The 25,287-nt window shown below is 74.6% G+C and carries 6 protein-coding genes; 1 reads left to right on the top strand and 5 read right to left on the bottom strand.

From position 1 onward, the window contains the following. The first annotated feature begins 56 nt into the window (after nucleotides 1–56). Entirely contained in the window at nucleotides 57–1,436 is a 1,380-nt protein-coding gene (locus tag AB0M93_RS18905; RefSeq protein ID WP_364275075.1) for an MFS transporter, read from the top strand. On the opposite strand, the gene AB0M93_RS18900 is transcribed toward AB0M93_RS18905, so the two are convergent. From AB0M93_RS18900 to AB0M93_RS18880, 5 genes are all read right to left on the bottom strand, one after another. Next, nucleotides 1,406–2,611 (bottom strand): cytochrome P450, encoded by a 1,206-nt coding sequence (locus tag AB0M93_RS18900; protein ID WP_364275073.1) that lies wholly within the window; start codon nucleotides 2,609–2,611, stop codon nucleotides 1,406–1,408. The two genes, AB0M93_RS18905 and AB0M93_RS18900, sit on opposite strands and share 31 nt — an antisense overlap. Then, complete coding sequence (locus AB0M93_RS18895) at nucleotides 2,608–3,861, bottom strand: MFS transporter (protein ID WP_364275071.1); 1,254 nt, start codon at nucleotides 3,859–3,861, stop codon at nucleotides 2,608–2,610. Before AB0M93_RS18895 ends, AB0M93_RS18900 begins: the two co-directional genes overlap by 4 nt. Further along, nucleotides 3,858–23,555 (bottom strand): non-ribosomal peptide synthase/polyketide synthase, encoded by a 19,698-nt coding sequence (locus tag AB0M93_RS18890; RefSeq protein ID WP_364275069.1) that lies wholly within the window; start codon nucleotides 23,553–23,555, stop codon nucleotides 3,858–3,860. Before AB0M93_RS18890 ends, AB0M93_RS18895 begins: the two co-directional genes overlap by 4 nt. Before the next feature lie 53 nt (nucleotides 23,556–23,608). Further along, entirely contained in the window at nucleotides 23,609–24,961 is a 1,353-nt protein-coding gene (locus AB0M93_RS18885; protein ID WP_364275067.1) for a serine hydrolase domain-containing protein, read from the bottom strand. A gap of 82 nt (nucleotides 24,962–25,043) precedes the next feature. Next, complete coding sequence (locus tag AB0M93_RS18880) at nucleotides 25,044–25,268, bottom strand: MbtH family NRPS accessory protein (protein WP_091309248.1); 225 nt, start codon at nucleotides 25,266–25,268, stop codon at nucleotides 25,044–25,046. Nucleotides 25,269–25,287: the final 19 nt, after the last annotated feature.

Raw genomic sequence — 25,287 nt, 5'->3', positions numbered from 1 at the left:
GTGACGAGGTCGCCTGCCAAGCTGGCGTCACTGGACAGTGGGGTGACGGGGGTGTGATGGCGGGCCTGGCGCGATACCTGACGGCGGCGGTCCTGGTCCGCGGCGCCGACAGCGGGGCAACGGTGGGGCTCCTGCTCCTGGCCGCGGACCGCCACCAGCAGGCGGCGGTGGGCGGGCTGCTGGTGGCGGCGCTGAACGCACCGCATCTAGCGGGCCCCTGGCTGGCCGCCCGCCTGGACCGGGCCGCGGACCGCCGGCGGCTCCTGGCGGCGGCGTACGTGGTGTACGGAGTGGCGCTGTCGGCGGGCGCGCTGGCGCTGGGCCGGCTCCCGACGGTGGCCGCGATCGCGGCGGTGGCGCTCGCCGGAGCCTGCGGACCGCTGCTGACGGGCGGGCTGAGCAGCGTCCTGGGCGACCTGGGTTCGAGCCGGACCACGCCAGGAGGCAGCTTCAGCGGGGCTGCGAACGCACCGGCTCTTGGCCGGGCCGGCGGCACCGGCACCGGCGCCACGAACGCCGCGCACGGCCTCGGGTGGGACAAGCCAGGCGATCTCGGCCCGGGCTGCGCCGGCCGTGGCACCTGCGCCACGAACGCGGCGGATCCCGCCCCGAGCCGTCGCCGAGGGCGGGCCGCACCGCGTGATGCCGACCCGAGCCGGCGGCGGCGGGGGTGGGATGCGCTGACCTACGGTGTCGGGAACACCGCCGGACCCGCCGCCGCGGCCGGGCTCACCGCGTTCTCCGGTTCCCTCGCCGCCGTTCTCGTCCTGGCCGTCTCCGCCCTCGCCGGCGGTGCCCTGACACTCGCCCTGCCGCTGACCGGCCGGACCGAAGCCGCGGAGACCGTCAGCCTGCGGGCCGGGCTCGCCGTCCTCGTCCGCCGTCCGCCGCTGCGGCGGGTCACCGTCCTCACCCTGCTCGGCGCCGTCGAGCTCGGGGCCCTGCCCGTCATCGCCGTGCGGTTCGGGGCCGAACTGCACGGCAGCGCCGCCGCCGGGGCCACCCTCACCGTCGCCTACGGGGCCGGAAGCCTCCTCGGCTCCGCGCTCGTCACCGCCCGGCCCCTGCAAGGCGAACCCGAAGTACTCGCCGTCCGGCTCTTCGCCGCCATGGCGGTCGCCACCGCCGCGTGCGCGCTCGCCCCCGGTTACGCGATCGCCGGGTTCGGGGTGCTCGGCCTGCTGAACGCCACCTCGTTCACCGCGACCCTCGCCGCCCGCGGTGCCTACGCCCCGGCCGGTGCCCAGGCGCAGGTCTTCGTCACCAGCGCCGGGCTCAAGGTCGCCATGGCGGCCGCCGGGGCCGCTCTCGCCGGTGCCGTCGGCCAGAGCGGCCCGGTTCTCCTGCTCGGCGCGGCCGCGACCACCGGCCTCGGGGTGGTCGCGGCCCGGCTGGATGCCCGGTGTCAGGCCGGCCGGACGTCCAGCGGCAGGTGACGCACGCTGACGATCACCGACGGGTTCTGGAACACGACCGGTGCATCCGTGGCGACCGCCATGTCGCGGTACCGCTCGAACAGCACCTCGAACGCGATCCGGCCCTCCAGCCGCGCCAACGGGGCGCCGAAGCAGAAGTGGATGCCGTGGCCGAACGTCTGGTGGGCGTTCGGGGTGCGCGCCGGGTCGAACTCGTCCGGGTGGTCGAACACCGCCGGGTCGCGGTTGGCCGCCGCCAGGTCGGCCATCACGATCGAATTCTCCGGGATGCGGTGGCCGCCCAGCTCGACCTCCTGTGTCGTGCGGCGGCCCAGCTCGGGGAACGGCGGCAGCAGGCGGAGCACCTCCTCCAGCGCCGCCGGCAGGCCCGCCGGGGACGTGCGCAGCGCCGCCGCCGCGAGCGGGTTGCGGTCGAACGTCACCACCGCGTTGCCCAGCAGCGCCGTCGTGGTGATGTGGCCGGCGATCAGCAGCAGCGCCACGAAGCCGACGATCTCCTGGTCCTCGAGCCGCTCGCCGTTGAACTCCGCCTGCACCAGGCGGCTGGTCAGGCCGGGGCCCGGGTGGGCGCGGTGGTGGCGGATGTGGTCGAGGATGTAGGCGTTCATCTCGCGGATCGTCGGCGCGATCGCGTCCAGCGCGCGCTGGATGTCGGCCATGTCCGCCGTCTCGCCCAGCTCGTCGCCGCTGAACAGCACCTGGGCCCAGCGGGTGAACAGCGGGCGGTCCGCCACCGGGACGCCCAGCAGCTCCGCGATCACGATGATCGGCAGCGGGTACGCGAGCGCGTCCACCAGGTCGAAGCGCGCGGCCCCGGCGACCTCGTCCAGCAGCTCGCCGGCGATGACGCGGATCCGGGGCTCCAGGCCGGCCACCACGCGCGGGGTGAACGCCTGGCTGACCAGCGTGCGCAGCTTGCGGTGGTCCGGCGGGTCCATCCCGACGAAGTTGCCCTTGCGGAACGTCTCGAAGTCCTCCTGGACCGGGGTGAGCCCGCTGAAGTCCGACGAGAACACCGCCGGGTCGGACAGCACCCGCGACACGGACGCGTGGTCGAGGACCCGCCACAGGCCGCGCTCCTCGTCGTGGTGCACCGGGCCGCGTTCGCGCAGCTCGGCGGCACGGGCCAGCAGCTCCTCGAACGCGAAGGAAAGGCCGGATTCCTGGGTTGTCATGGGGTTTTCTCCTCGGTCGTCGTCGGCTCAGGGGCGGGAACGAGCGTGTCGGCGCGGGGGAACCGGCGCAGGGTGGGGCTGACCGTGACGACCAGCGTCACCAGGGCGATCCCGGCCGCGCACAGCAGGACCGCGTCGGTGCCGGGGAACGCCTGCACCACCAGGCCGCCGAAGGCGGGCCCGGTCGCCGCGGACACCCCGCCGATCACGCCCATCACGCTGGTCAGCCGGCCGCGCAGCCGGTCGGGGGTGAGCAGCAGCTGGTAGGTGCCGATCGTCGTGTTGGCGGTCGGCGGGAGCAGGGCCATCGCGACGAACAGCGCGCCCAGCAGGTAGCCGTCGTGGATGGCGGCCGCCAGCGGGGTCAGCAGGGTCAGCACCCAGAACACGCTGACGATCGAGATGTACGGCCGCAGCCGCCGCTGCAGGTACGGCGCGATCAGCGACCCCACCACCCCGCCGACACCCAGCATCGCGGCCATCACGCCGATCTCGCCCGAGGTGACGCCGCGTTCCTTGGCCAGCACGATGATGACGATGTAGTAGGCGCTGAAGAAGAAGTTCAGGCTCACCGCGCACGCCACCGTGACGCGCACGTGCCGCTCGCTCCACACCCAGCGCAGCCCCTCGGCCATCTCCCGGCCGAGGTGGCCGCCGCCGGCCGGCGCGGCTTCGGGACGCGGCGCCCGGACGAAGACCAGTGCGACCAGCGAAACGAGGTGGACGAGCACGTCGAAGGCGAACGGGACGGCCCGCCCGAGGCCGTAGAGGAACCCGCCGGCCGCGGTGCCCGACAGCTGGCCGAGCGCGCCGCGCGCGGAGTTCATCGCCACCGCGGTGGGCAGCTGGGCCGCGGGCACGACCCCGGCCAGCATCGCACCTTCGGCCGGGCCGAACAGCGACCGGCAGCAGCCCATCACCGCCGCGACCGCAACGAGCTGGGGGACGCTCACGACGTCCCACCAGATCGCCGCCGCCAGGCTCCCCACCGCCAGCGCGTAGACCGCCTCGCAGCCGAGCAGGATCTTCTTGCGGTCCCAGCGGTCCGCCAGCGCGCCCGCGGGCAGCCCCGCGACCAGCTGGGCCATCGCGTCGACGCCGAGCACCAGCCCGGACAGCGCCGGCGAGCCGGTCACCGTCAGCACCAGCAGCGGCAACGCGATCATCGACGCGCTGAACCCGGCTTCCGACAGCGCCTGGCTGCCCCACAGCAGCTGGTAGTTCCGGTTCCGCGAAAGGCGCGTGGTCACCGCCGCTCCTTCCGGCGGGCCGGGGCCTGGCAGTCGGCGGCGATCCGCCGCAGCGCGGTGGCGAAGTCGCCGGCCACCGCTTCGACGGTCCGCCGGTCGTGGCGGCCCGGCTGGTAGATCAGGGTGAACACCAGTTCGCCGTCCTGCACCGCGCCGACCAGGTCGAGCAGGTGCGGGTGGTGCTCGGCCGGGTCGTGGTCGCGGCCGAGCGACCCGCGGACCGCCGCGTAGAGGCTCTCGGACGTCGTTGCGTCGGGGCCGGAACTGTCCCACTGCCCGAGGTAGTTGAACGAGATCTGCGGATTGGTCCCCGCGAGCTGTTCCCGGACGTCCGGGTCGCCGAGGTGGCGGAGGGCACCGAAGCTGAACCCGTTGCCGGGCACGGCCCGCAGCTGCTTGCGGACGGACTTGACGAGCGTCCGCCAGTCCGCGCCCTCGGTGTCCGCTATGGACAGTGCCACCGGGAACAGCGTGGTGAACCAGCCGACCGTCCGGTTGAGGTCGACGCCGTCGAGGACGTCCTCCCGGCCGTGGCCTTCCAGGGCGATCGCCACGTCCGGGCGCCCGGTCCACCGGGCCAGCGCCCACGCCAGTGCGGTGAGCAGGACGTCGTTGACGCGCGTGCGGTAGGCCGCGGGCGCCGACCGCAGCAGGGCGTCGGTGTCCTGGGCGCCGAGCACCACGGTGACCTCCGCGGTGCCGGTCGTGTCGCGGTCGTGGTCCACCGGCAGCTCGCCCGCGGCGGGCAGGCCGGCCCAGTACGCCAGTTCGTCGTCGAACCCGCCGGCCCGGACGTGGTCGCGCAGGCGGTGCGCCCAGTCCCGGAACGACGTCGTCCGCGGGCCGAGGTCGATCGGGACGCCCCGGGCGGCCTGGCGGTAGGCGGTGTCGAGGTCGTCGAGCAGGATGCGCCAGGAGACGGCGTCGACCACGACGTGGTGCGCGGCCAGGAACAGCCGCGGGCGCCACGCCGGATCGGCGGTGACCAGGACCGCGGTCAGCAGCGGGCCCTCGGCGAGGTGGAACCCGGCGTGCACGGCGTCGGCGATCCGTTCCAGCGCGCCCGCCCGGCCGGCCTCGGGGACCGCGCTCAGGTCCTCGTGCCGCAGCCCGGGCACCGGCTCGACGCCGGCGTTGTGCTGCTGCCAGCCCGCTTCGCTGCGGGTGAACCGCATGCGGAGGGCGTCGTGGTGGGTCCAGACCGCGGCCAGCGCCCGCTCGAGCGCGCCGGCGTCGAAGCCGTCGGCGAGCTCGACCAGCATCGACTGGTTGAAGTGGTGCGGGTTGACGGTGTGGGTGGCGAAGAACCAGTCCTGGATCGGGGTCAGCGGCACCTCGCCGACGACCGGCCCGGTCTCGGCCGCTTCCTCGGTCACCGCGCCGGCCTCGGGGGCGAGCGCGGCGACGGTCTGGTGCAGGAAGATGTCCTTTGTGGACACCCGCAGCCCGGCCTGGCGGGCCCGGGACACGACCTGCATGCTGAGGATGGAATCGCCGCCCAGCTCGAAGAAGTTGTCCGCGGTGCCGACCCGGTCCAGGCCGAGGACCTGCGCCCAGATCTCGCACAGCGCCCGCTCGGCCGGCGTCACCGGCTCGACGTGGCGGGTGGCCGGCTCGGCCGCGGCGGCGACCACGGGCAGCGCGCGGCGGTCGACCTTGCCGCTCGGGCCGAGCGGCAGCGCGGGCAGTTCCAGCAGCGCCGAAGGCACCAGGTGCCCGGGCAGCGACCGGCTCAGGAACTCGCGCAGTTCGCCGGCGCCGACCGGGTCCGCGCCCGGTTCGGTGACGAAGCAGGCGACCAGGCGCTTGTGCCCCGAGGAGTCCTGCTGGACCGCGGCGACGGCGGCGGCCACGCTCGCGTGCCGGGTCAGCGCCGCCTCGACTTCGCCGAGTTCGATGCGGAAGCCGCGGACCTTGACCTGGTCGTCGGCCCGGCCGGTGAACTCCAGGTGCCCGGCCGCGGTCCACCGGACGACGTCGCCGGTGCGGTACATCCGCTCCCCCGGCGCGCCGAACGGGTTGGCGGTGAACCGGCCGGCGGTGAGGCCGGGCCGGTCGAGGTAGCCGCGGGCCAGGCTCGGCCCGGCCACGTACAGCTCGCCCGCCACGCCGATCGGCACCGGCTGGAGCGCGGCGTCGAGGACGTAGACGCGGGTGTTCGGGATCGGCCGGCCGATCGGGGGTGGCGTGCCCGGCACCAGGGGGTCGCTCCAGGTCGCCACGATGGTCGACTCGGTCGGGCCGTAGGCGTTGATCATCCGCCGCCCCGGGGCCCAGCGATCGACGAGCTCGGGCGGGCAGGCGTCGCCGCCGACGACGAGCGTGCGCAGGTCCGGCAGGCCGGCCGCCGGGACGGTGGCCAGCGCGGCGGGCGGGATCAGGGTGTGGGTGATCCGGTGGGCGGCGAGGAACTCGGCGAGGGGTTCGCCCAGCAGCGGCTCGGGCGGGACCACGACGAGCGCGGCCCCGGACGCCCACGCCAGGCACAGTTCCAGGATCGAGGCGTCGAAGCTCGGTGAGGAATAGGCCAGGACGCGGTCGCCCTCGGTGACCCCGAGGTGCTCGGCTTCGGCGGCGGCGAAGCCGGCCAGCCCGGTGTGGGTGACGACCACGCCCTTGGGCCGGCCGGTGGAGCCGGAGGTGTAGATGACGTACGCGGGGTGCTCGGGGCGGACGGCGACCGGCGGCACCGGCTCGCCGTCGAACAGCTCCGGGTCGTCCAGGGTCAGCACCGGCACGCCCGCCGGGACCGGCGGGGCCAAGCCGTCGAGGGTCAGGACCAGCGCCGGGCGGGCGTCCGCGAGCATGAACGTGATCCGCTCGATCGGGTAGGTCGGGTCGACCGGCACGAACGCCCCGCCGGCCTTCCACACCGCCAGCTGCGCGACCACGATCTCCACCGACCGCGGCAAGGCGAGGGCCACGATCCGCTCCGGGCCGATGCCGTGCGCAGCCAGCACCCGGGCCAGCCGGCCGGCACGGGCGTCCAGCTCGGCGTAGGTCAGGGACTCGCCCCCGATCACCGCCGTCGCGTCCGGTGTCCGGCGTGCGCGGGCCGAGACCAGCTCCGGCAGCGTCTCCGGCCCGACCGGGCGGGCCGTCTCGTTCCAGGTACCCAGGACCAGGTCGCGCTCGGCCGAGCCGATCAGCGGCAGCCGGGACAGCGGCCGGTCCGGATCCTCCGCGACGCCCGCGAGCAGGACGCCCAGGTGCGCGGCCAGCCGGTCGATGGTGGCCGCGTCGAACAGGTCCGTGTTGTACGTCAGCGCCGCCCGCAGCACTTCGCCGTCCGGCTGGAACTCCAGCGTCAGGTCGAAGTTCGCCGCCGACGCGGCCTGCGGGAGCTCTTCGGTCTCCAGGCCCGGCAGGCGGGTCGCTTCGCGGGGGCTGTTCTGCAGCACCACCATCACCTGGAACAGCGGCGTCCGGCTCGGGTCGCGGCCCGGCTGCACCGCGTCGACGACCCGGTCGAACGGCAGGTCCTGGTGGTCGAACGCTTCGCGGACCCCCGCGGCGACGTCGTCGAGGAAGGCCGTGAAGGCCCGGTCCGGGCGGACCCGCGACCGCAGCACCAGCGTGTTGACGAAGAACCCGACCAGCCCCTCGAGCTCGGGCCGCTCACGGCCGGAGGTGACCGTGCCGACCGCCACGTCGTCCTGTCCAGCCCAGCGGCCGAGCACCACCTGGCAGGCGGCGACGAGGGTGGTGAACAGGGTCGTCTCGCGCTGCCGGCTCACCTGCTCGAGCCGCGCAGTCACCGCCGCCGGGACGACGATCTCGCGCGTCGCGCCGCGGGTGGTGCGCACCGGCGGGCGGGGCCGGTCGGTGGGCAGCTCCAGCGGCGTGAGGTCGCGCAGGCGCTCGGTCCAGTACTCGGTCTGGCCGGACAGGACCCGCTCGGCGAGCCGGCCGCGTTGCCAGGCCGCGAAGTCCGCGTACTGCACCGGCAGCGGCGGCAGCTGCGCCGGTTCGCCGCGCAGGGCGGCCGCGTAGAACGCGCCGATCTCTTCGGCGATCAGCCCGTTCGACCAGCCGTCGGTGACGATGTGGTGCACGGCCAAGGTGAGCACGTGCTCCCGGGGCGCGAGCCGGATCAGCTTCGCGCGCAGCAGCGGGCCGTCGGTGAGGTCGAAGGGCTGCTCGCCGTCGGCGCGCAGGATGTCCGCGAGGTCCTCCTCGCGCGCGTCGACGACCGGCAGCGGCACCGGCGACGGCGGGTGCACGACCTGGACGCCATGGCCGTCGACGGAACCGAACGTGGTGCGCAGCGGCTCGTGCCGGGCGACCAGCGCGGTGAACGCCCCGGCCAGCGCCTCGACGTCGAGTTCGCCGCGCAGGCGCACGGCGGAGCTGGTGACGTACTCGGTGCCGCCCGGCTCGAACTCGTCGAGGAACCACAACCGCTGCTGGGCGAAGGACTGCGGCAGCTCGCCGTCGCGGGGCACCGCCGGGATCGGGTCCCGGTCCGTGGCGCCGACCGTTTCGATGGCGGCGGCGAGCCGGGACACCGTCGGGTGGGCGAACACCGCCCGCGGCGACAGCGAGACGCCGCATTCGGCCAGCAGCCGGGAAACCAGCCGGATGCTGAGGATCGAGTCGCCGCCGAGCTCGAAGAAGTTGTCCTGCGCGCCGACCCGCTCGACGCCGAGCAGCCGCTGCCAGATCCCGGCCACGGCGCGCTGGGTCGGCGTGGCCGGCTCGGCGTAGGGCCGCTGCGACGGCACCGGGCCGTCCGGGACCGGCAGCGCGCGGCGGTCGACCTTTCCGTTGCGGTTCAACGGAAGCTCGGTCAGGACAAGGATGACGGCCGGGACCATGTACTCCGGCAGCGCCGCCGCGGCGTGCGCGCGCAGCTCGGCCGGGTCCGCGGCCCGTCCGGCTGCGGGCACGACGTGGGCGAGCAGCCGCCGGGTGCCGGCGGCGTCCGCGTGGACGGTCGCGACCGCCTGGGCGATCGCCGGGTGCGCGGCCAGCACGGCCTCGACCTCGGCGAGCTCGATCCGGAACCCGCGCAGCTTGACCTGGTCGTCGGACCGGCCCAGGAACACCAGCTCGCCGTCGGGACCGCGGCGGACGACGTCGCCGGTGCGGTACATCCGCTCCCCCGGCGCGCCGAACGGGTCGGCGACGAACCGCTCGGCGGTCAGGCCGGGCCGGCCGAGGTAGCCGCGGGCCAGGCCCGCGCCGGCCAGGCACAGTTCGCCGGGCGCCCCGGCGGGCAGCGGCCGCAGCTCGGCGTCGAGCACGTACGCGCGCATGCCGTCGAGCGGCCGTCCGATCGGCACGGGTTCGGGCACGCCGGTTTCGCCGGTGATGCGGTAGGAGGTGGCGAAGGTGGTCGTTTCGGTGGGGCCGTAGCCGTCGACGACGACCAGGCCGGGGCAGGCAGCCTGGACCGCCCGCACCACGGCGGGCGGGACGACGTCGCCGCCGGTCCACACCTCGCGCAGGCCGCGCAGGCCGTCCGGGGCGTCCTGGGCCAGCAGCCGGAAGAGCCCCGCGGTCAGCCACGCCGCCGTGACGTCGTGCCCGGACACCGCGCGCCGCAACGATTCCACGGTGAGGTCGGGCCCGTCGGGCAGGACCGTCGCGCCGCCGGTGAGCAGCGGGACCCACAGTTCGTAGGTGGAGGCGTCGAAGGCCAGCGGCGAGTGCGCGAGCACCCGGGTGTGGGCGCCGCCGGTGAACCGGCTGTCCTGGGCGAGCGCGGTGATGTCGCGGTGGCGGACGGCCACGCCCTTGGGGACGCCGGTGGAGCCCGACGTGTACATCACGTAGGCGAGGTTTTCGGGCGCCACGCCGGATTCCGCAGCGGTCCGCGACCGCTGCTCGCCCACGGTCAGTACCGGTCCACTGTGGACAGCTTCGGCGGTCGCGACCCAGGTGTCGCCGGCCACGACGACCGACACCCCGGCTTCCGCGAGCACGGCCCGCAGCCGCTCGTGCGGCGCCCGGGTGTCCAGGGGCACGTAGGCCGCGCCCGCCTTGAGCACGGCGAGTTCGGCGACGACGTGCTCGATCGACGGTTCGAGCAGCAGCCCGATCCGGTCTTCGACAGTGACGCCGAGATCGGCCAACCGCGCGGCCAAGTGGTTCGCCCGCTCGTCGAGTTCGGCGTAGCTCAGGACCTTCTCGCCGGCCAGCACGGCGGGATCGGCCGGATGCCGCCGCACCTGCTCGGCGAACAGCGCGGGCACGGTGGACGGCGTCCCGGCGGCGCTGCGGCCGTGCGCGTCGGCGAGCACGCGGGCGCGTTCCGCCGCGCCGGCCCACGGCACCCGGGCCAGCGGCCGCCCGGCGTCCGCGGTGACGGCGTCGAGCAGCAGGACCAGCCGGTCGGTCAGCGCCGTGACGGTGGCCGCGTCGAACAGGGCGGGGTCGTAGGCGAGGTCGAGGGCCAGCCCCTCGTCCAGGGACGCGCGCAGGCACAGCGGGAAGTTCGTGGCGTCGGCCGAGGCGACCTCCACGACCCGCGGCGCGCCCGCGGTGGCGGGTTCGCTGATCGGGTAGTTCTCGAACACGACCATGCTGTCGAACAGGTTCTGCCCCGCGGCGACGTCGCTGAGCGGGCGCAGCCGGGCCAGCGACACGAAGTCGTGGTCGCGGGCCTCGCTCTGGGCCGCCTGCAGCTGCCCGAGCCACCGCGCGACCGGCTGGGCGCCGTCCACCCGGACGCGGGTGGGGATGGTGTTGATGAACAGCCCGATCATGGTCTCGACGCCGGCCAGGTCGGCCGGGCGCCCGGAGACGGTGGTGCCGAAGACGACGTCCCGGTCGCCGGAGTGCAGGGCCAGCAGCAGCGCCCAGGCGCCCTGCACGACGGTGTTCACGGTGAGGCCGTGCGTGCGGGCGAACTCCCGCAGCCGCAGCGTCGCGGCCGGCGCCAGCTCGGTCCGGACCGAATCGGTGGACCGCGACTGGTGCGCTTCGGCCGGCGGGCGGTCGTAGGGCAACGCCGTCGGGGCTTCGAAGCCGGCCAGGGTGTCGCGCCAGAACGCGTCGGCCGCGGCCTGGTCGCGAGCGGCCAGCCAGCCGAGGTAGTCCCGGTAGGGCCGCCGGGTGACGAGGGCGGGCCGGACGCCGGCGGTCATGGCGGCGTACTGCTCGCAGGCTTCGGCGAAGACCTGCGCGGAGCTCCAGCCGTCGAACAGGACGTGGTGCGACGTCCACACCAGGTCGACCTCGTCGCCGGGGAGGGCGGCGATCGCCAGCCGGGTCAGCGGCGCCCGGGTCAGGTCGAACGGGACGGCCCGGTCGGCCGCCAGGACCTCCTGCAGGGCGGCTTCGCGGTCCGCGGGCGCGAGATCCCGCCAGTCGTGGTGGCTCACCGGCAGGATCGCGGTGCGGTCCACCACCTGGACGGGCTCTTCGACGCCGGTCCAGACGAGCCGGGTGCGCAGCACCGGGGTCCGGTCGAGCACCCGCTGCCAGGCCGCGGCCAGCGCGGCCGGGTCGGCGACGCCGGCGAGGCGGATGCGGACCTGTTCGAAGTAGGCCGGGGAGCCGTCGTCGACCAGGGTGTGGAACACCATCCCGGCCTGCAGCGGGGTCAGCGGGTAGATGTCCTCGACCGTGCGGCCGTCGCCGGCCACGGTGTCCAGCTCGGCCGCGCTCAGCCGGGCCAGGGGGAAGTCCGACGGCGTCCGGCCGCCGGCGTCCGGGGTGGCGCAGTGCGCGACGATCTCGCGCAAAGCCGTGAGGACCTGCTCGGCGAGCCCGCGCACGGTGTCTTCGCGGTGCACGCCGGGGGCGTAGGTCCAGGTCAGTTCGAGCCGGCCGCCGTCGACGATGCCGACGACGTCCAGCAGCGCCGTGCGCGGCCGCTGGGGGTCGATGTCGGCGCCGAGGTCGCCGCCCCAGCCGCGGTACAGCCCCGCGGCGTCGCCGCCGGCGGACCACTGCCCGTGGTAGTTCAGGGAAATCTGCGGCACGGGACCGTCGCGCAGGGGCGAGTCCGGCGTCAGCCACCGCAGTGCGCCGTAGCCGAGGCCCTTGCCGGGGATGGCCCGCAGCTGTTCCTTGACGGCCTTCAGCGTCGGGCCCCAGCCGTCGTCCGCGCCGACGGTGAGCGCGACCGGGAACTCGGCGGTGAACCAGCCGACCGTGCGGGAGAGGTCGAGGTCGTCGAAGATCTCCTCGCGGCCGTGGCCCTCCAGCGAGACCAGGACGCGTTCGCGGCCGGTCCAGCGGGCCAGCACCCGGCCGAGCGCGCTGAGCAGGACGTCGTTGATCTGCGTGCGGTAGACCTCGGGGACCCGGTGCAGCAGAGCATCCGTCGTGTCGCTGTCCAGGCGGACGCTGATCGTGCGGGCGCTGCCGGCGGTGTTCTCCCCCGCCGCGTCCACCGGCAGCTGCGGGTCGACGCCGTCGAGCACTTCGGTCCAGTACGGCAGTTCGGCGCCGAACGCGTGCCCCGCGAGGCGGTCCGCCCAGCGGAGGTAGCCGGCCGGCGCCGGGCCGAGGTCGGCCGGCTGCCCGGAAACCACCTGGCGGTAGGCGGCTTCCAGGTCGTCGAAGAGGATCCGCCACGAGACGCCGTCGACCACCAGGTGGTGCACGACCAGCAGCAGCCGCGGCGGCTGCCCGGGAGACGTGATCAGGACGGGCGCGGCCAGCGGGCCGCCCTCGACCCGCAAGGTGGCACGCGCTTCGGCCGCGACGGTGCTGGTGTCCACATCGGACACGTGCCGGAGCGCCGGGAGTTCCGCGTCGGGCCGGAACTCCTGCCGCCACCCGTCTTCAGTGCGGGTGAACCGGGTGCGCAGGGCGTCGTGGCGGGCCAGCACCGCGCCCAACGCGGTTTCGAGGGCCGTCAGGTCCACGTTCGGGTCGAGTTCGGCGAGTGTGGACATGGTGAAGTGGTCGTGGTGGCCGGTTTCGAAGAACCACCGCTGGATCGGCGTGAGGGGCGCCGAGCCGGTGAAGGCCGCTTCGGGTTCGGCGGACGGTTCCGCAGCGACGAGCGCGAGCTCGGCGATGGTCTGGTGGCGGAAGACGTCCCGGGAGGTCAGCCGCAGACCCTGCCGCCGGGCCCGGGCGACGATCTGGATGCTGAGGATGGAATCCCCGCCGAGGGCGAAGAAGTTGTCGTCGGCACCCGGCTGTTCGATGCCGAGGACGTCCGCCCAGATCTCCGCCAGCCGCCGTTCGGTTCCGGTGCTCGGGGCGGTCCGGCCCGCGGCAGGCGCCGGGTGGACGGCGGGCGCGGGCAGCGCCCGGCGGTCGACCTTGCCGCTGGTGGCCAGCGGCAGCCGGTCCAGGGGGACGAACACCGACGGCACCAGGTGATCGGGCAGGGTCTCCTTCAGTGCCGTCCGCAGCCGCAGCGGGTCCGCCGCGGCGCCCGGGACGACGTAGGCGACCAGCCGGGCATCACGGGCGACGACCACCGTGTCGGCGACCTCGGGCAGAGCGCGCAGGGCCGCCTCCACTTCACCGGGCTCGATCCGGAAGCCGCGGATCTTGACCTGGTCGTCGGCCCGGCCGAGGTACTCCAGGTGCCCCTCGGCGGTCCAGCGGACACGGTCGCCGGTGGCGTACATCCGGCTCCCGGGCGGGCCGAAGGGATTGGCGCGGAACCGGTCCGCGGTCAGCCCGGGCCGGTTGAGGTAGCCGCGGGCCAGCTGGACGCCGGCCAGGTGCAGTTCGCCGGGCACCCCGATCGGCGCCGGGCGCAGCCGGTCGTCGAGGACGTAGGCCTGCACGTTCCCGAGCGGACGGCCGATCGCCTCGCGCGCGGTCTCGCCGATCCGGCAGAGGGTCGCGTCGACCGTGCCTTCGGTCGGGCCGTAGAGGTTGAAGGCCGTGACGCCGTCCAGGTCGCTCAGCTCGCGCCACAGCGCTTCGCCGACGGCTTCCCCGCCGATCAGCAGCACGGACGGCCGGTGATCCCCGAACCCGGCGTCCAGGAGGTGCCGGACGAACGACGGCGTCGAGTTGACCAGGTCGATCCGGTGCCGGGCGACGTAGCCGGCGAGCAGGGCGGGATCGAGCCGGGTGTCGGCGTCGATCACGTGCAGCTCGTGCCCGGCGGTGAGCATCAGCAGCACGGCTTCCCAGGACGCGTCGAAGGAGAACGCCGCGGTCAGCGCGACCCGCAGCCGGTCCTTCCCGGCCGCGGCGGCGAACTGGCCGGCGTGGTCGACGGCGAAGTTGGCCAGGGCGCGGTGGTCGACGAGCACGCCCTTCGGCGTGCCGGTGGAGCCGGAGGTGTAGATCGCGTAGGCGGTGTCGCCCGGGGTGAGCGGCGCGAGCCGGTCGGCGTCGGTCAGGTTCGCGTCCGGTTCCTCCGCGGCCACCGGTTCGGTGAGCACCAGCACCGGCCGGGCGTCGGCCAGCAGCGCCTCCCGCCGCCGGGCGGGCAGCTCCGGGTCCAGGGGCAGGTGGGCGGCGCCGGTCTTGAGGACGGCGAGGAGCGTGACGACGAAGTCGGCCGAACGCGGCAGGGCGACGGCGACCAGTCGCTCGGGCCCGGCGCCGCGGGCGACGAGGGCGCGCGCGATCCGGTTGGCCCGGTTGTTGAGCTCGGCGAAGGTCCACGTCGTTTCGCCGCAGATCAGCGCGGTCGCGTCCGGGGTCCGGGCAGCCAGTGCCTCGAACAGCTCGACGACGGTCTTCTCCGGAACCGGCCGGGCGGTCGCGTTCCACGTCTCGACGACCAGGTCGTGCTCGGCCGCGGGCAGCAGCGGGAGTGCGTCGACCGGTCGGTCCGGGTCGGCGACCACGGCGGTGAGCAGGACCGTGAGGTGCTCGGCGAACCGCGCCATCGTCGCCGCGTCGAACAGGTCGGTGTTGTAGTTCAGCAGGCCGCGCAGCCCCTCCGGGCGCTCCTCGAACTCGACGCTCAGGTCGAACCCGGCGGTGGTCATCGGCAGCGTCAGCTCGCTCGCGGTGAGCCCGGCGAGGGCGGGCAGGCGGTTGCCCGCGTTCTGCAGCGTGACCAGCACCTCGAACAGCGGGGTGCGGCTGGGGTCGCGGTCGGGGCTCAGCTCGTCGACGATCCGCTCGAACGGCACGTCCTGGTGCGCGAACGCGTCCAGGACCGTCCGGCGGACCGTGCCGAGCAGCCGGCCGAAGCTCTGCTGTCCGTCCACATGGGATCGCAGCACGACGGTGTTGACGAAGAGGCCGACGAGGTCCTGCACCTCCGGGTGGTCGCGGCCGGAGGTCACCGTGCCGACGGCGACGTCGTCCTGGCCGGACCAGCGCCGCAGTACCAGCTGGCAGGCGGCGGCCAGCGCCGTGAACAGGGTCGTGTCCCGGTCGTGGCTCAGCCGGCGCAGCCCGGCGAGGGCCTCGGCGCCGAGGGTGAACTCGTGTTCGGCGCCGTTCGACGTCCGGGTGGCCGGGCGCGGGCGGTCGGTCGGCAGGTCGAGGGGACGCAGGCCGTCGAGCTCGCGCCGCCAGAAACCGAGCTGGTCGTCGAGGAACTCGCCGGTGAGCCGTTCGCGCTGCCACGCGGCGAAGTCCGCGTACTGGACGGGCAACGCGGGCAGTTCGGCCCGCTCGTCGCCGTAGAGGGTGGCCAGCTCGCCGACCAGGACGCCCATCGACCAGCCGTCGGTGATGATGTGGTGCATCGCCAGGACCAGGGCGTGGTCGTCCGCGGCCAGCCGGACCAGCCGGGCCCGCAGCAGCGGGCCGCGGGCGAGGTCGAACGGCCGGGCGAGGTCCTCGGCCAGCAGCCGCCGCAGGTCGTCCTCACCGGAAGCTTCGGTCACCGGCAGCGCGAGCTGCCACGGCTCCCCCACTTCCTGGCGGGGCCGCCCGTCGGTGGCCGGGAACGTGGTGCGCAACGACTCGTGCCGGGCGATCAGCGTGGTGAGCGCGCGGGCGAGCGCGTCCGGCCGCAGGTCGCCGCGCAGCCGCACGCCGAACACCGTGACGTGGTCGGTGCTGCCGGGGGCGAAGTCGTCGAGGAACCACAGGCGCTGCTGGGCGAAGGACAGCGGCAGCTCGCCGTCGCGGCCCACCGGGGTGATCGCCGCCGTGACCGCGGCGGCGGACGCGGCGGGCAGGGCCGCCGCCAACGCCTCCACCGTCGGGTGGTCGAACACGGTCCGCGGGGACACCTCGACGCCGAAGGCTTCGCGCAGCGCGGAGCTGAACCGGATGCTGAGGATGGAATCGCCGCCCAGCTCGAAGAAGCTGTCCCCGGCCCCGACGCGTTCCAGGCCGAGCGTGGCGGCCAGGACGGCCGCGACCGTGCGTTCGGTGTCGGTGCGCGGTTCGACGAACCCGGCGCTGTCCGTCCCCGTCGCGGCGGGCGCCGGCAGCGCCCGCTGGTCGAGTTTCCCGTTGCGGGTCAACGGGAGTTCGTCGAGCGTGACGAACGCCGACGGCACCATGTAGTCCGGCAGCGTCCGCGCCAGGTGCTCGCGCAGCCGCGCGGTGCTCGGGGCGTCCGGCGTCGCCGCGACGACGTAGGCGACCAGCCGCTTGCGGCCGGGCTCGTCCTCGCGGGCCAGCACCGCCGCCGAGCCGACCTCCGGCAGGGCCAGCAGGGTGGCCTCGATCTCGCCCGGTTCGATGCGGAAGCCGCGGATCTTCACCTGCTGGTCGGCGCGGCCGTGGTAGCGCAGGGCGCCGTCGCGGGTGCGGGACACGCGGTCGCCCGACCGGTACATGCGGGAGCCGGGCGCGCCGAACGGGTCGGCGACGAACCGGGCGGCGGTCAGCCCCGGCCGGCCCAGGTAGCCGCGAGCCAGGCCGTCGCCGGCCACGTAGAGCTCCCCCGGCACTCCGGCCGGCACCGGGTTCAGGTCCGCGTCCAGGACGTACCCGCGCAGGTCGGGCAGGGCGGTTCCGATCACGCCCGGGGTGTCCACATCGGACTGCAGGTCGTGGTGGGTGACGTGCACGGTCGTTTCGGTGATGCCGTACATGTTCACCAGCCTCGGCGCCCGGTCGCCGTGGCGGGCGAACCAGCCGGCCAGCCGGCGCGTGTCCAGTGCCTCGCCGCCGAAGATCACGTACCGCAGCGCGAGGCGGGCGCCGGGGTTGTCCTCGTCGGCCCGGACGAGCTGGTAGAAGGCCGACGGCGTCTGGTTGAGCACGGTGACGCCTTCGTCGGCCAGCAGGCGCAGGAACTCCCGCGGCGAACGGGACACCAGGTGCGGCACGACGACGAGCCGGCCGCCGTGCAGCAGCGGGCCCCAGATCTCCCAGACGGAGAAGTCGAACGCGTAGGAGTGGAACAGCGTCCAGACGTCGTCGGCGCCGAAGGCGAACCGGGCGGCGGTCGCCGCGAACAGGCGGGTGACGTTGCGGTGCGGGATCACCACGCCCTTGGGCAGCCCGGTCGAACCGGACGTGTAGATGACGTAGGCGGGGTGGTCCGGGGTGCAGCGCAGCGGCGGATCCGTGTCGGGACCCGTCTCCACGTCGACGTCTTCGGGGGCGAGGACGGCGACGGGCGCGGTGTCGGCGAGCATCCGCTCGACGCGTTCGGCCGGCGTGGCGGGGTCGATCGGCAGGTAGGCGGCGCCGGCCTTGAGCACGGCGAGGATCGCGACGACCTGCTCGGGTGAGCGCGGCAGGCGCAGGGCGACGAACCGTTCCGGACCGGCGCCGAGCGCGATCAGCCGGTGCGCCAAGCGGTTCGCCCGCGCGTTGAGCTCGGCGTAGGTGAGCCGGACGCCCTCGCCGGTGAGCGCGACCGCGTCCGGGCGGGCGGCGACCTGGGCGGCGAACAGCTCGGTGATGGTCGGCGCGGGCAGCGACGCGACCTCGTCCGCGACCAGCTCGGCGCGGTCGGCGGCCGACAGCCACGGCAGCCGGGCGATCGGGCGGTCCGGGTCCTCGGCCATCCCGAGCAGCAGGGTCTCCAGCCGGGCCACCAGCGCGGCGGCGGTGTCCTCGTCGAACAGCGCCGGGTCGGTGGCGAGCTCGAAGCCCAGCCGGCGGTCGACGTAGGCGCGCAGGGTGACCGGGAACGTCGTGGCGTCGAGCGCGGTCACCTCGCGCAGGGTGACGCCCGCCTGCGCGGCGGCGTTCTCGTCGAAGGGGTAGTTCTCGAACGCGACCATGCTGTCGAACAGGCTTTCCCCCGACGGGACGTCGCTGAGGGCGCGCAGTTTCCCGAGGGCGAGGAAGTCGTAGCGGCGGGCCTGGTTCTGCTCGTCCTGAAGCCGCTGCAGCCAAGGCAGCAGCGGCTCGCCGCTGTCGACCTGCGTGCGCGTCGGGACGGTATTGATGAACATCCCGATCATGTTCTCGACGCCGGGCAGGTCGTCGGGGCGGCCGGAGACCGTGGTGCCGAACACGACGTCGGACTCGCCGCCGGAGTGGGCCAGCAGCAGCGCCCACGCCCCCTGCACGAGGGTGTTGACGGTCAGGCCGTGGCGCCGGGCCACGTCCCGCAGCCGGCTGGTGTCCTCCGTGGACAACGACGTCCGGATCGAACGCGACGAGCGCGTCCGGTGCGCCTGGGCCGGGGACCGGTCCCACGGCAGCGGGGTCGGGGCGGCGAAGCCGGACAGCACCGCCCGCCAGTGGTCCTCGGCCGCCGCGACGTCCTGGGTGGCGAGCCAGCCGAGGTAGTCGCGGAACGGCCGGTGCGCCGGCACCCGCGGGATCCGGTGCTCGGTGAGGGCGGCATACTGCTCGCACACCTCGGTGAAGATCTGGGCGAGGCTCCAGCCGTCGAGCACGATGTGGTGCGAGGTCCACATCAGCAGCACGCGGTCGTGGGTGAGCGCGACGACGGCCAGCCGCATCAGCGGCGCGGTGGTCAGGTCCAGGCCGGTGGCGGCGTCCTCGGCCGAAAGCCGCTCCAGCTGCACGTTCTGCTCGGCTTCGGACAGCCCCCGCCAGTCGTGGCGGGTGATCGGCACGACCGCCCGGCGCCGCACGACCTGCAGAGGTTCCTCGACGCCGTCCCAGACCAGCTCGGTGCGCAGCACCGGCGTCCGGTCGGCGACCTGCTGCCAGGCCTGCGCGAACGCGTCGGGTTCGCGGACGCCGTCGAGCAGCATCCGCGCCTGGTCGACGTAGGCGTCGGCGGTGGGATCCAAGAGGCTGTGGAACAACATGCCCGCCTGCAGCGGGGTGAGCGGGTAGATGTCGTCGACCTCGCGGCCGTCGCCCACGATCCTGTCCACAGTGGACTGGTCGAGCCGGGCCAGCAGGAAGTCCGACGGCGTGCGGCCGCCGCTGCCGGGCCGCGCGCAGTGGGCGACGATCTCGCGCAGGCCGGTGAGCATCGCCTCGGCCAGGTCACGGACGGTGGCTTCGTCGTTGACCTGGTCGGAGTAGGACCACGTCAGCGACAGCTCGCCGGATTCGACGACACCGGTCACGTCCAGCTGGTAGGTGCTCGCCTCGTCCGGGGCGATGTCCGCGCCCGGGCTGTCGAGCCGGCCGCGGAACAGCCCGTGGTCACCGGCCTGGGCGTCCCAGCGGCCGTGGTAGTTGAAGCAGATCTGCGGCAGCGGGAACGCCTGGAGGGCGTGCCCCGGTGCACCGGGGTCGCCGAGGTAGCGCAGGGCCTCGTAGCTCAGGCCGCGGCGCGGGACGGCCCGCAGCTGTTCCTTGACCGCCTTCAGCGTCGCACCCCAGTCCCCCGACGGCGGCAGGTCGAGCGCCACCGGGAACTGGGTGGTGAACCAGCCGGCCGTGCGGGACAGGTCGACGCCGTCGAGCACGTCCTCGCGGCCGTGGCCCTCCAGGGCGATCAGGACGCCGTCTTCCCGCGTGCGGTCGGCCAGCGCGCGTCCGAGGGCGCTCAGCAGGACGTCGTTGACCTGCGTCCGGTAGGCCGCGGGCACCTGGTGCAGCAGCGCGTCGGTGTCCTCCGCGCCGAGGGTCACGGTCAGCGTGCGGGTCGAGCCGGTGGTGCCGGCGCCGGTGTGGTCGGACGGCAGCGCGGCCGGGACCCGGCCCGCCACCCGCGTCCAGTGCCCGAGGTCGTCGTCGAACCCGCCGGCGCGGACGTGCCGCTCCAGCAGGTGCGCCCACTGGGTGAACGGCGTGCCCGTGGCCGCGAGCCGGACCGGTGCCCCGGCGACCAGCTGGCCGTAGGCGGTTTCGAGGTCGCCGAGCAGCAGCCGCAGCGTCACGCCGTCGGCCACCAGGTGGTGCACGGCCAGGAACAGCAGCGGCGGCCGGGTGCCGCGGGCGAGCAGCGCCGCGCCGGCGAGGGTGCCGGTGGCGAGATCGAGACCGGCGCGCACCTGTGCGGCCGCGGCCTCGATGCCCGCACGCTGGCCGGCGTCGCCGAGCGACGCCAGGTCCCGGATCCGCAGGAGCCCGGTCGGCGGCTCCGGCGTGACCTCCTGCCGCCACTGGCCGTCGACGGTGAAGAAGCGGGTCCGCAGGGCCTCGTGGTGGGCGACCACCGCGTCGAAAGCGGTCCGCAGCGCCTGCTGGTCGACGTCGGCGGGCAGCTCCAGCAGCTGCGACATGGTGAAGTGGGCCAGCGGGCCGTGGGTGTCGAAGAACCAGTGCTGGATCGGGGTGAGCGGCGCCGGACCGGCGATCGGGCCCGCCGCGGCCGGGGCGAGCGCCGCGGTGGTCTGCACCGCGGTGGCGAGCCCGGCGATGGTCTGGTGCAGGAAGATGTCGCGCGAGGTGAGCCGCAGGCCGGCCTGCCGGGCCTGGGCGACCACCTGGATGCTGAGGATCGAGTCGCCGCCGAGGCCGAAGAAGTTGTCCTCGACGCCGATGCGGTCGTTGCCGAGCACCTCGGACCAGATGGCGACCAGCTGGTGTTCGACGGCGGTCCGGGCCGGCACGTAGGTCTGGCCGTCCGCCGGCGCGTCCGGGGCGGGCAGCGCCCGGCGGTCGACCTTCCCCTGCGGGGTCAGCGGAATCGCGTCGATCGGGACGAACGCCGAGGGCACCAGGTAGTCGGGCAGCGTGGCCCGCAGGGCGGCACGCAGCCCGTCCGGCGTGACCTCTCCGCCGGCGACGACGTAGGCGACCAGCCGGGCGTGCCCGCCTTCGGGCCGGTGGGCCACGACGACGGCCGCGGAGACATCGGGCAGGCGCACCAGCGCGGCCTCGACCTCGCCCGGCTCGACGCGGAAGCCGCGGATCTTCACCTGGTCGTCGAGCCGGCCCAGGTACTCCAGCTGCCCGTCGGCGGTCCAGCGGACCCGGTCGCCGGTGCAGTACATCCGCTCCCCCGGCTCGCCGAAGGGGTTGGCGACGAAGCTGCCGGCGGTCCGGCCCGGCCGGCCGAGGTAGCCGCGGGCGAGCTGGGCCCCGGCGAGGCACAGCTCGCCGGGCACGCCGGCGGGCACCGGCCGCAGGTCCTGGTCGACGACGTAGGCACGGGTGTTGGCCAGCGGGCGGCCGAGCACCGGACGTCCGGTGGCCCCGACCCGGCACGACACCGCGTCCACTGTGTACTCGGTCGGGCCGTAGAAGTTGTGCGCCACGGTGACTTCCGCGCCGGCGAGTTCCCGCCACAGCGTGTCGTCCAGTGCTTCGCCGCCCAGCATGAGGATCTTCGGGCGGTGGCGCGGGTCGGTCAGCAGCCCGGCGGGGATCAGCCGGCGCAGGTAGGTCGGGGTCAGGTCGAGGAAGTCGATCCGGCGCTCGGCGATGTAGCCGACGAGCGCGTGGGCGTCGAGCCGGACGTCCTCGCCGATCAGGTGCAGCTCGTGGCCGTCGGCCATCAGCAGCGGGCCTTCGAGGGAGGTGTCGAACGACAGCGTCGCCGTCAACGCCACCCGCAGCCGCCGTCCCGGGACGGCGAAGTCGGTGCGGTGGTTGAAGAGCAGGTTCGTCAGGTTGCGGTGCGGGACGGCCACGCCCTTCGGGCGGCCGGTGGATCCGGACGTGTAGATGACGTAGGCGGTGTTGTCCGGCCGCAGCGGCGCGATGCGGTCGGCGTCGGTCAGGTCCGCGGCGGAGTGGTTCTGCGGTGCGGCGGCGAGTTCCGGTGGCCCGAGGACCAGGGTGGCCCCGGCGTCCCGCAGCAGCAGCTCCTTCCGGTCGGCGGGCAGGGCGGGGTCGATCGGCAGGTACACCGCACCGGCCTTGAGGACGGCGAGGAAGGCCACGATCGCCTCGGCCGTGCGCGGGAGGGCGAGCGCCACGACCCGCTCGGGGCCGGCGCCCAGCGTGACGAGGTGGCGGGCCAGGCGGTTGGCCATCGCGTTGAGCTCGGCGAAGCTCAGCGCGATGTCCCCGGCGACGAGCGCGGTCTCGTCCGGGCTGCGCTGGGCCTGCGACTCGAACAGCTCGGTGACGGTCGCCTCGGGCACGTCCAGCGCGGTGTCGTTCCACTCGGTCAGCAGCCGGCGTTCTTCGGCGGCGGTGAGCAGCGGCAGCTCGCCCACCGGACGCTGCGCGTCGGCGGCGATCGCGGTGAGCAGCACGGTCAGGTGCTCCCCCAGCGCGACGGCGGTCCGCTCGTCGAACAGGTCGGTGTTGTACTCCAGCGATCCTTCCAGCGCGGCCGCGGACGGCTGGAACTCGACGGTGAGGTCGAAGTTGGCGGCCCGGCGGGCCACCTCGACCGGCTCGGCCGTCAGCCCGCCGAAGTCCGGCTGCCCGCCGGCGCTCCCGTGCAGCAGCACCATCGCGTCGAACAGCGGGGTGCGGCTGGGGTCGCGGTCGAGACGCAGGGCCTCGACGAGCTTTTCGAACGGGGCTTCGGCGTGCTCGAAGGACTCCAGGACCGTCGTGCGGACGGCGTCGAGCAGCGTCCCGAACGGGGTCGTCATGTCCACAGTGGACCGGATGACGACGGTGTCGACGAAGAAGCCGACCGTGCGCTGCAGCTCGGGCCGGTTCCGGCCGGACACCACGGTGCCCACAGCGATGTCGGTGCGGCCGGTGTAGCGGGCGAAGAGCAGCTGGCAGGCCGCGACGAGAACGGTGTACAGCGTGGTGTCGTGGACCCGGGCCAGCTCGGCCAGCCCGGCGGCGACGCCGGCCGGGACGCTGAAGTGGTGCACAGCGCCCGCCGTCGTGCGGACGGCGGGCCGGGGCCGGTCGGCCGGCAGGTCGAGCGGTTCGACGCCGGCGAGCTGCGTCGTCCAGTAGGCGAGGTGCCGGTCGAGGGCCGGCCCGGCCAGGCGGTTCCGCTGCCACACGGCGAAATCGGCGTACTGGACGGCCGGTTCGGGCAGCACCACGGGCTCACCGCGCACGGCGGCCGCGTAGAGCGTGCCGAGCTCGCCGACGAGGATGCCCATCGATTCGCCGTCGGTGACGACGTGGTGGGCGGTGACGAGCAGGACGTGGTGCTCCTCGGCGACCCGCACCAGCAGCAGCCGCACCAGCGGCCCGCGGCGGAGGTCGAACGACCGGCTGTACTCGGTCTCCAGCACCTCGTCGAGATCGGCCGGCCGCAGCGCGGGATCGCTGGTCAGGTCGACCGTCCGCACCGGGATCTCCGGATCGGCGTGGATGACCTGCACCGGGGTCCCGCCGGTGTCGTCGATGGTCGTGCGCAGGGCCTCGTGCCGGGCCACCAGCTGCGCCAGCGCCCCGGTGAGCGCGCCGGTGTCGAGCGGCCCGGTCAGCCGCAGCGCGACGGCGCTGTTGTACTCCGCATCCCCCGGGCGGAACTCGTCGAGGAACCACAGCCGCTGCTGGGCGAACGACAGCGGCAGGGCGTTCTCCCGCGGCGCCCGTCCGATGACGTCGGACCGCTCCGCCCGCCCGGCCAGCCGGCGCTTGAGCGTCTCCCGCAGCTCCGCGGGCAGCGCGTCGATGCGGCTCTTCCTCGAGGTGGTCATCGCTTTCGTTTCCTCACAAGCGCAGTTCGGGTGATCCGGGGTGGACGGGCGGTTCAGGAAGCCCGGCGGCGGCGCCGGGCGACGCGGCCGCCGGCCTGCATCGCGCTGACCGTCCCGGTGGCCGGGTCGGTCAGGAAGCGGCCGCCGATGATGCGGCGGCCGGTGGCCGGCTCGCGGACCGAGAACGATCCGTCGCGCAGCAGGGCCAGTTCCGGGTAGACCTCGCCGTCGACGACGAGGACCGTGCCGCCGTCCGCGCGGACGTCGACCTGGTACTCCAGGTCGCCGTTGGTGTAGCTGCCGGTCAGGTCCGCCGCCGGGCGGGCGGCCCGGTCGAGACCGCTCGGCAGCTCGTAGTCGCCGACCGGCAGGCCCTCGGCACGCAGGGCCGCGACCAGGTCCGTCCACAGCGCCGAACCGGTGCTCCCGTTGGTGGTCAACGCGACGATCCGGCCGTGCTCGGCGTCGATCCGCAGGTGGCAGGAGGTGCCGTCCGCGGTGCCGTCGTGGCCGGCCCAGTCCGCGTCCGCGCCGCGGTACCCGGCCAGGCCGAGCCCCCACGCGTCGGCCAGGCCGAACGGTTCCGCCCCCGGCACCGGACGGCGCATCCGCTCGGCCAGGCCGGCCGGCAGCGGGCCGTCGCCGCCGCAGAACATGCTCCCGAACGCGGCGAGGTCCGCCGCGCTCAGCGCGAGCGCCCCGGCCGCGGCCTCGGCGGCGGTCAGGGTCTGCGCGACCGGCCGGGCGCGGCCGGTCGCCGCGTGCACCGCGTGCCCGCTGAGGTGACCGCCGGACCGGAGCCGGGCGCCCGGCTCCACGACGAACGCGGCGTCGATGCCGAGCTCGTCGAGCAGCAGCGTCTCCACCGCCTCCCACCAGCTCATCCCGGTGATCGCCTCGACGACGTAGCCGGTGAGCACGTACCCGACGTTGGAGTAGGAGAAGCCCAGCCCGGGCGGCTGCACGAGCCCGGCGTCGCGGCACGCCCGCAGGTACCGGCGGGCCGATCCGGTGCCGTCCGCGGCGGCGCCGAGCGCGGCCGGCAGGCCGCCGGTGTGGCTCAGCACCTGCGCCACGGTCGGTCTGCCGACCTGCGGGCCGAGCCCGTCCAGGTGCTCGCCGAGCGGGTCGTCCGGGTCCAGGTCGCCGTCGGCGACGAGCAGCATCGCCAGTGCCGCGGTGAACGCCTTGGTGATGGAGCCGGCCGGGAACTTCGCCGCCTCGGTGATCGCGCCGGCCGTGACCGACGTCGTCCGGCCGCCGTCGGTCACGACCAGCTGCGCGGCGGGCACCCCGTGCCGGTGGGCCAGGCCGGTCAGCAGCCGCTGCAGCCGCCCGTCGGCGGAGGACCGCCGATCCGGGCGGACTACGGGTATGGATTGGGAAAACGTCGAAGGAGAGGGCATGGGGGGACCTTCCGCGCTGGTCGGGGCTGCGGCAGCTACCGCGGCTCGTCGTGAGTGGTGAAGCGAGTTCTAACTCGCCTTTTCACTCACGACGGGCCGCGGCAGGCTCGGCGTCGGCGGCCATCTGCCGCTGCAGGCTCAGCGGCCGCATGTCGGTCCACACCTCGTCGACGTGGTCCATGCACTCCTGGCGGCCGCCGCGGAAGCCGTCGGCGCGCCAGCCCGCGGGTACCTCGTTGGCCACCGGCCACAGCGAGTACTGGCCCTCGTCGTTGACCAGTACCTGGAATTCCGCGTCGTCCTGCATGTGCTTTTCCTTTCCGGTA

The sequence above is a fragment of the Amycolatopsis sp. NPDC051102 genome, from assembly GCF_040682815.1.
Classification (GTDB): Bacteria; Actinomycetota; Actinomycetes; order Mycobacteriales; family Pseudonocardiaceae; genus Amycolatopsis.
Note: the sequence above shows the minus strand (reverse complement) of the source record. Positions and strands in the feature narration are given on the sequence as shown.

Bases quoted from the DNA above. Each gene is read 5' to 3' on its own strand.
- AB0M93_RS18905 (WP_364275075.1), top strand. From the start codon at position 57: ATGGCGGGCCTGGCGCGATACCTGACGGCGGCGGTCCTGGTCCGCGGC.
- AB0M93_RS18900 (WP_364275073.1), bottom strand. From the start codon at position 2,611: ATGACAACCCAGGAATCCGGCCTTTCCTTCGCGTTCGAGGAGCTGCTG.
- AB0M93_RS18890 (WP_364275069.1), bottom strand. From the start codon at position 23,555: ATGACCACCTCGAGGAAGAGCCGCATCGACGCGCTGCCCGCGGAGCTG.
- AB0M93_RS18885 (WP_364275067.1), bottom strand. From the start codon at position 24,961: ATGCCCTCTCCTTCGACGTTTTCCCAATCCATACCCGTAGTCCGCCCG.
- AB0M93_RS18880 (WP_091309248.1), bottom strand. From the start codon at position 25,268: ATGCAGGACGACGCGGAATTCCAGGTACTGGTCAACGACGAGGGCCAG.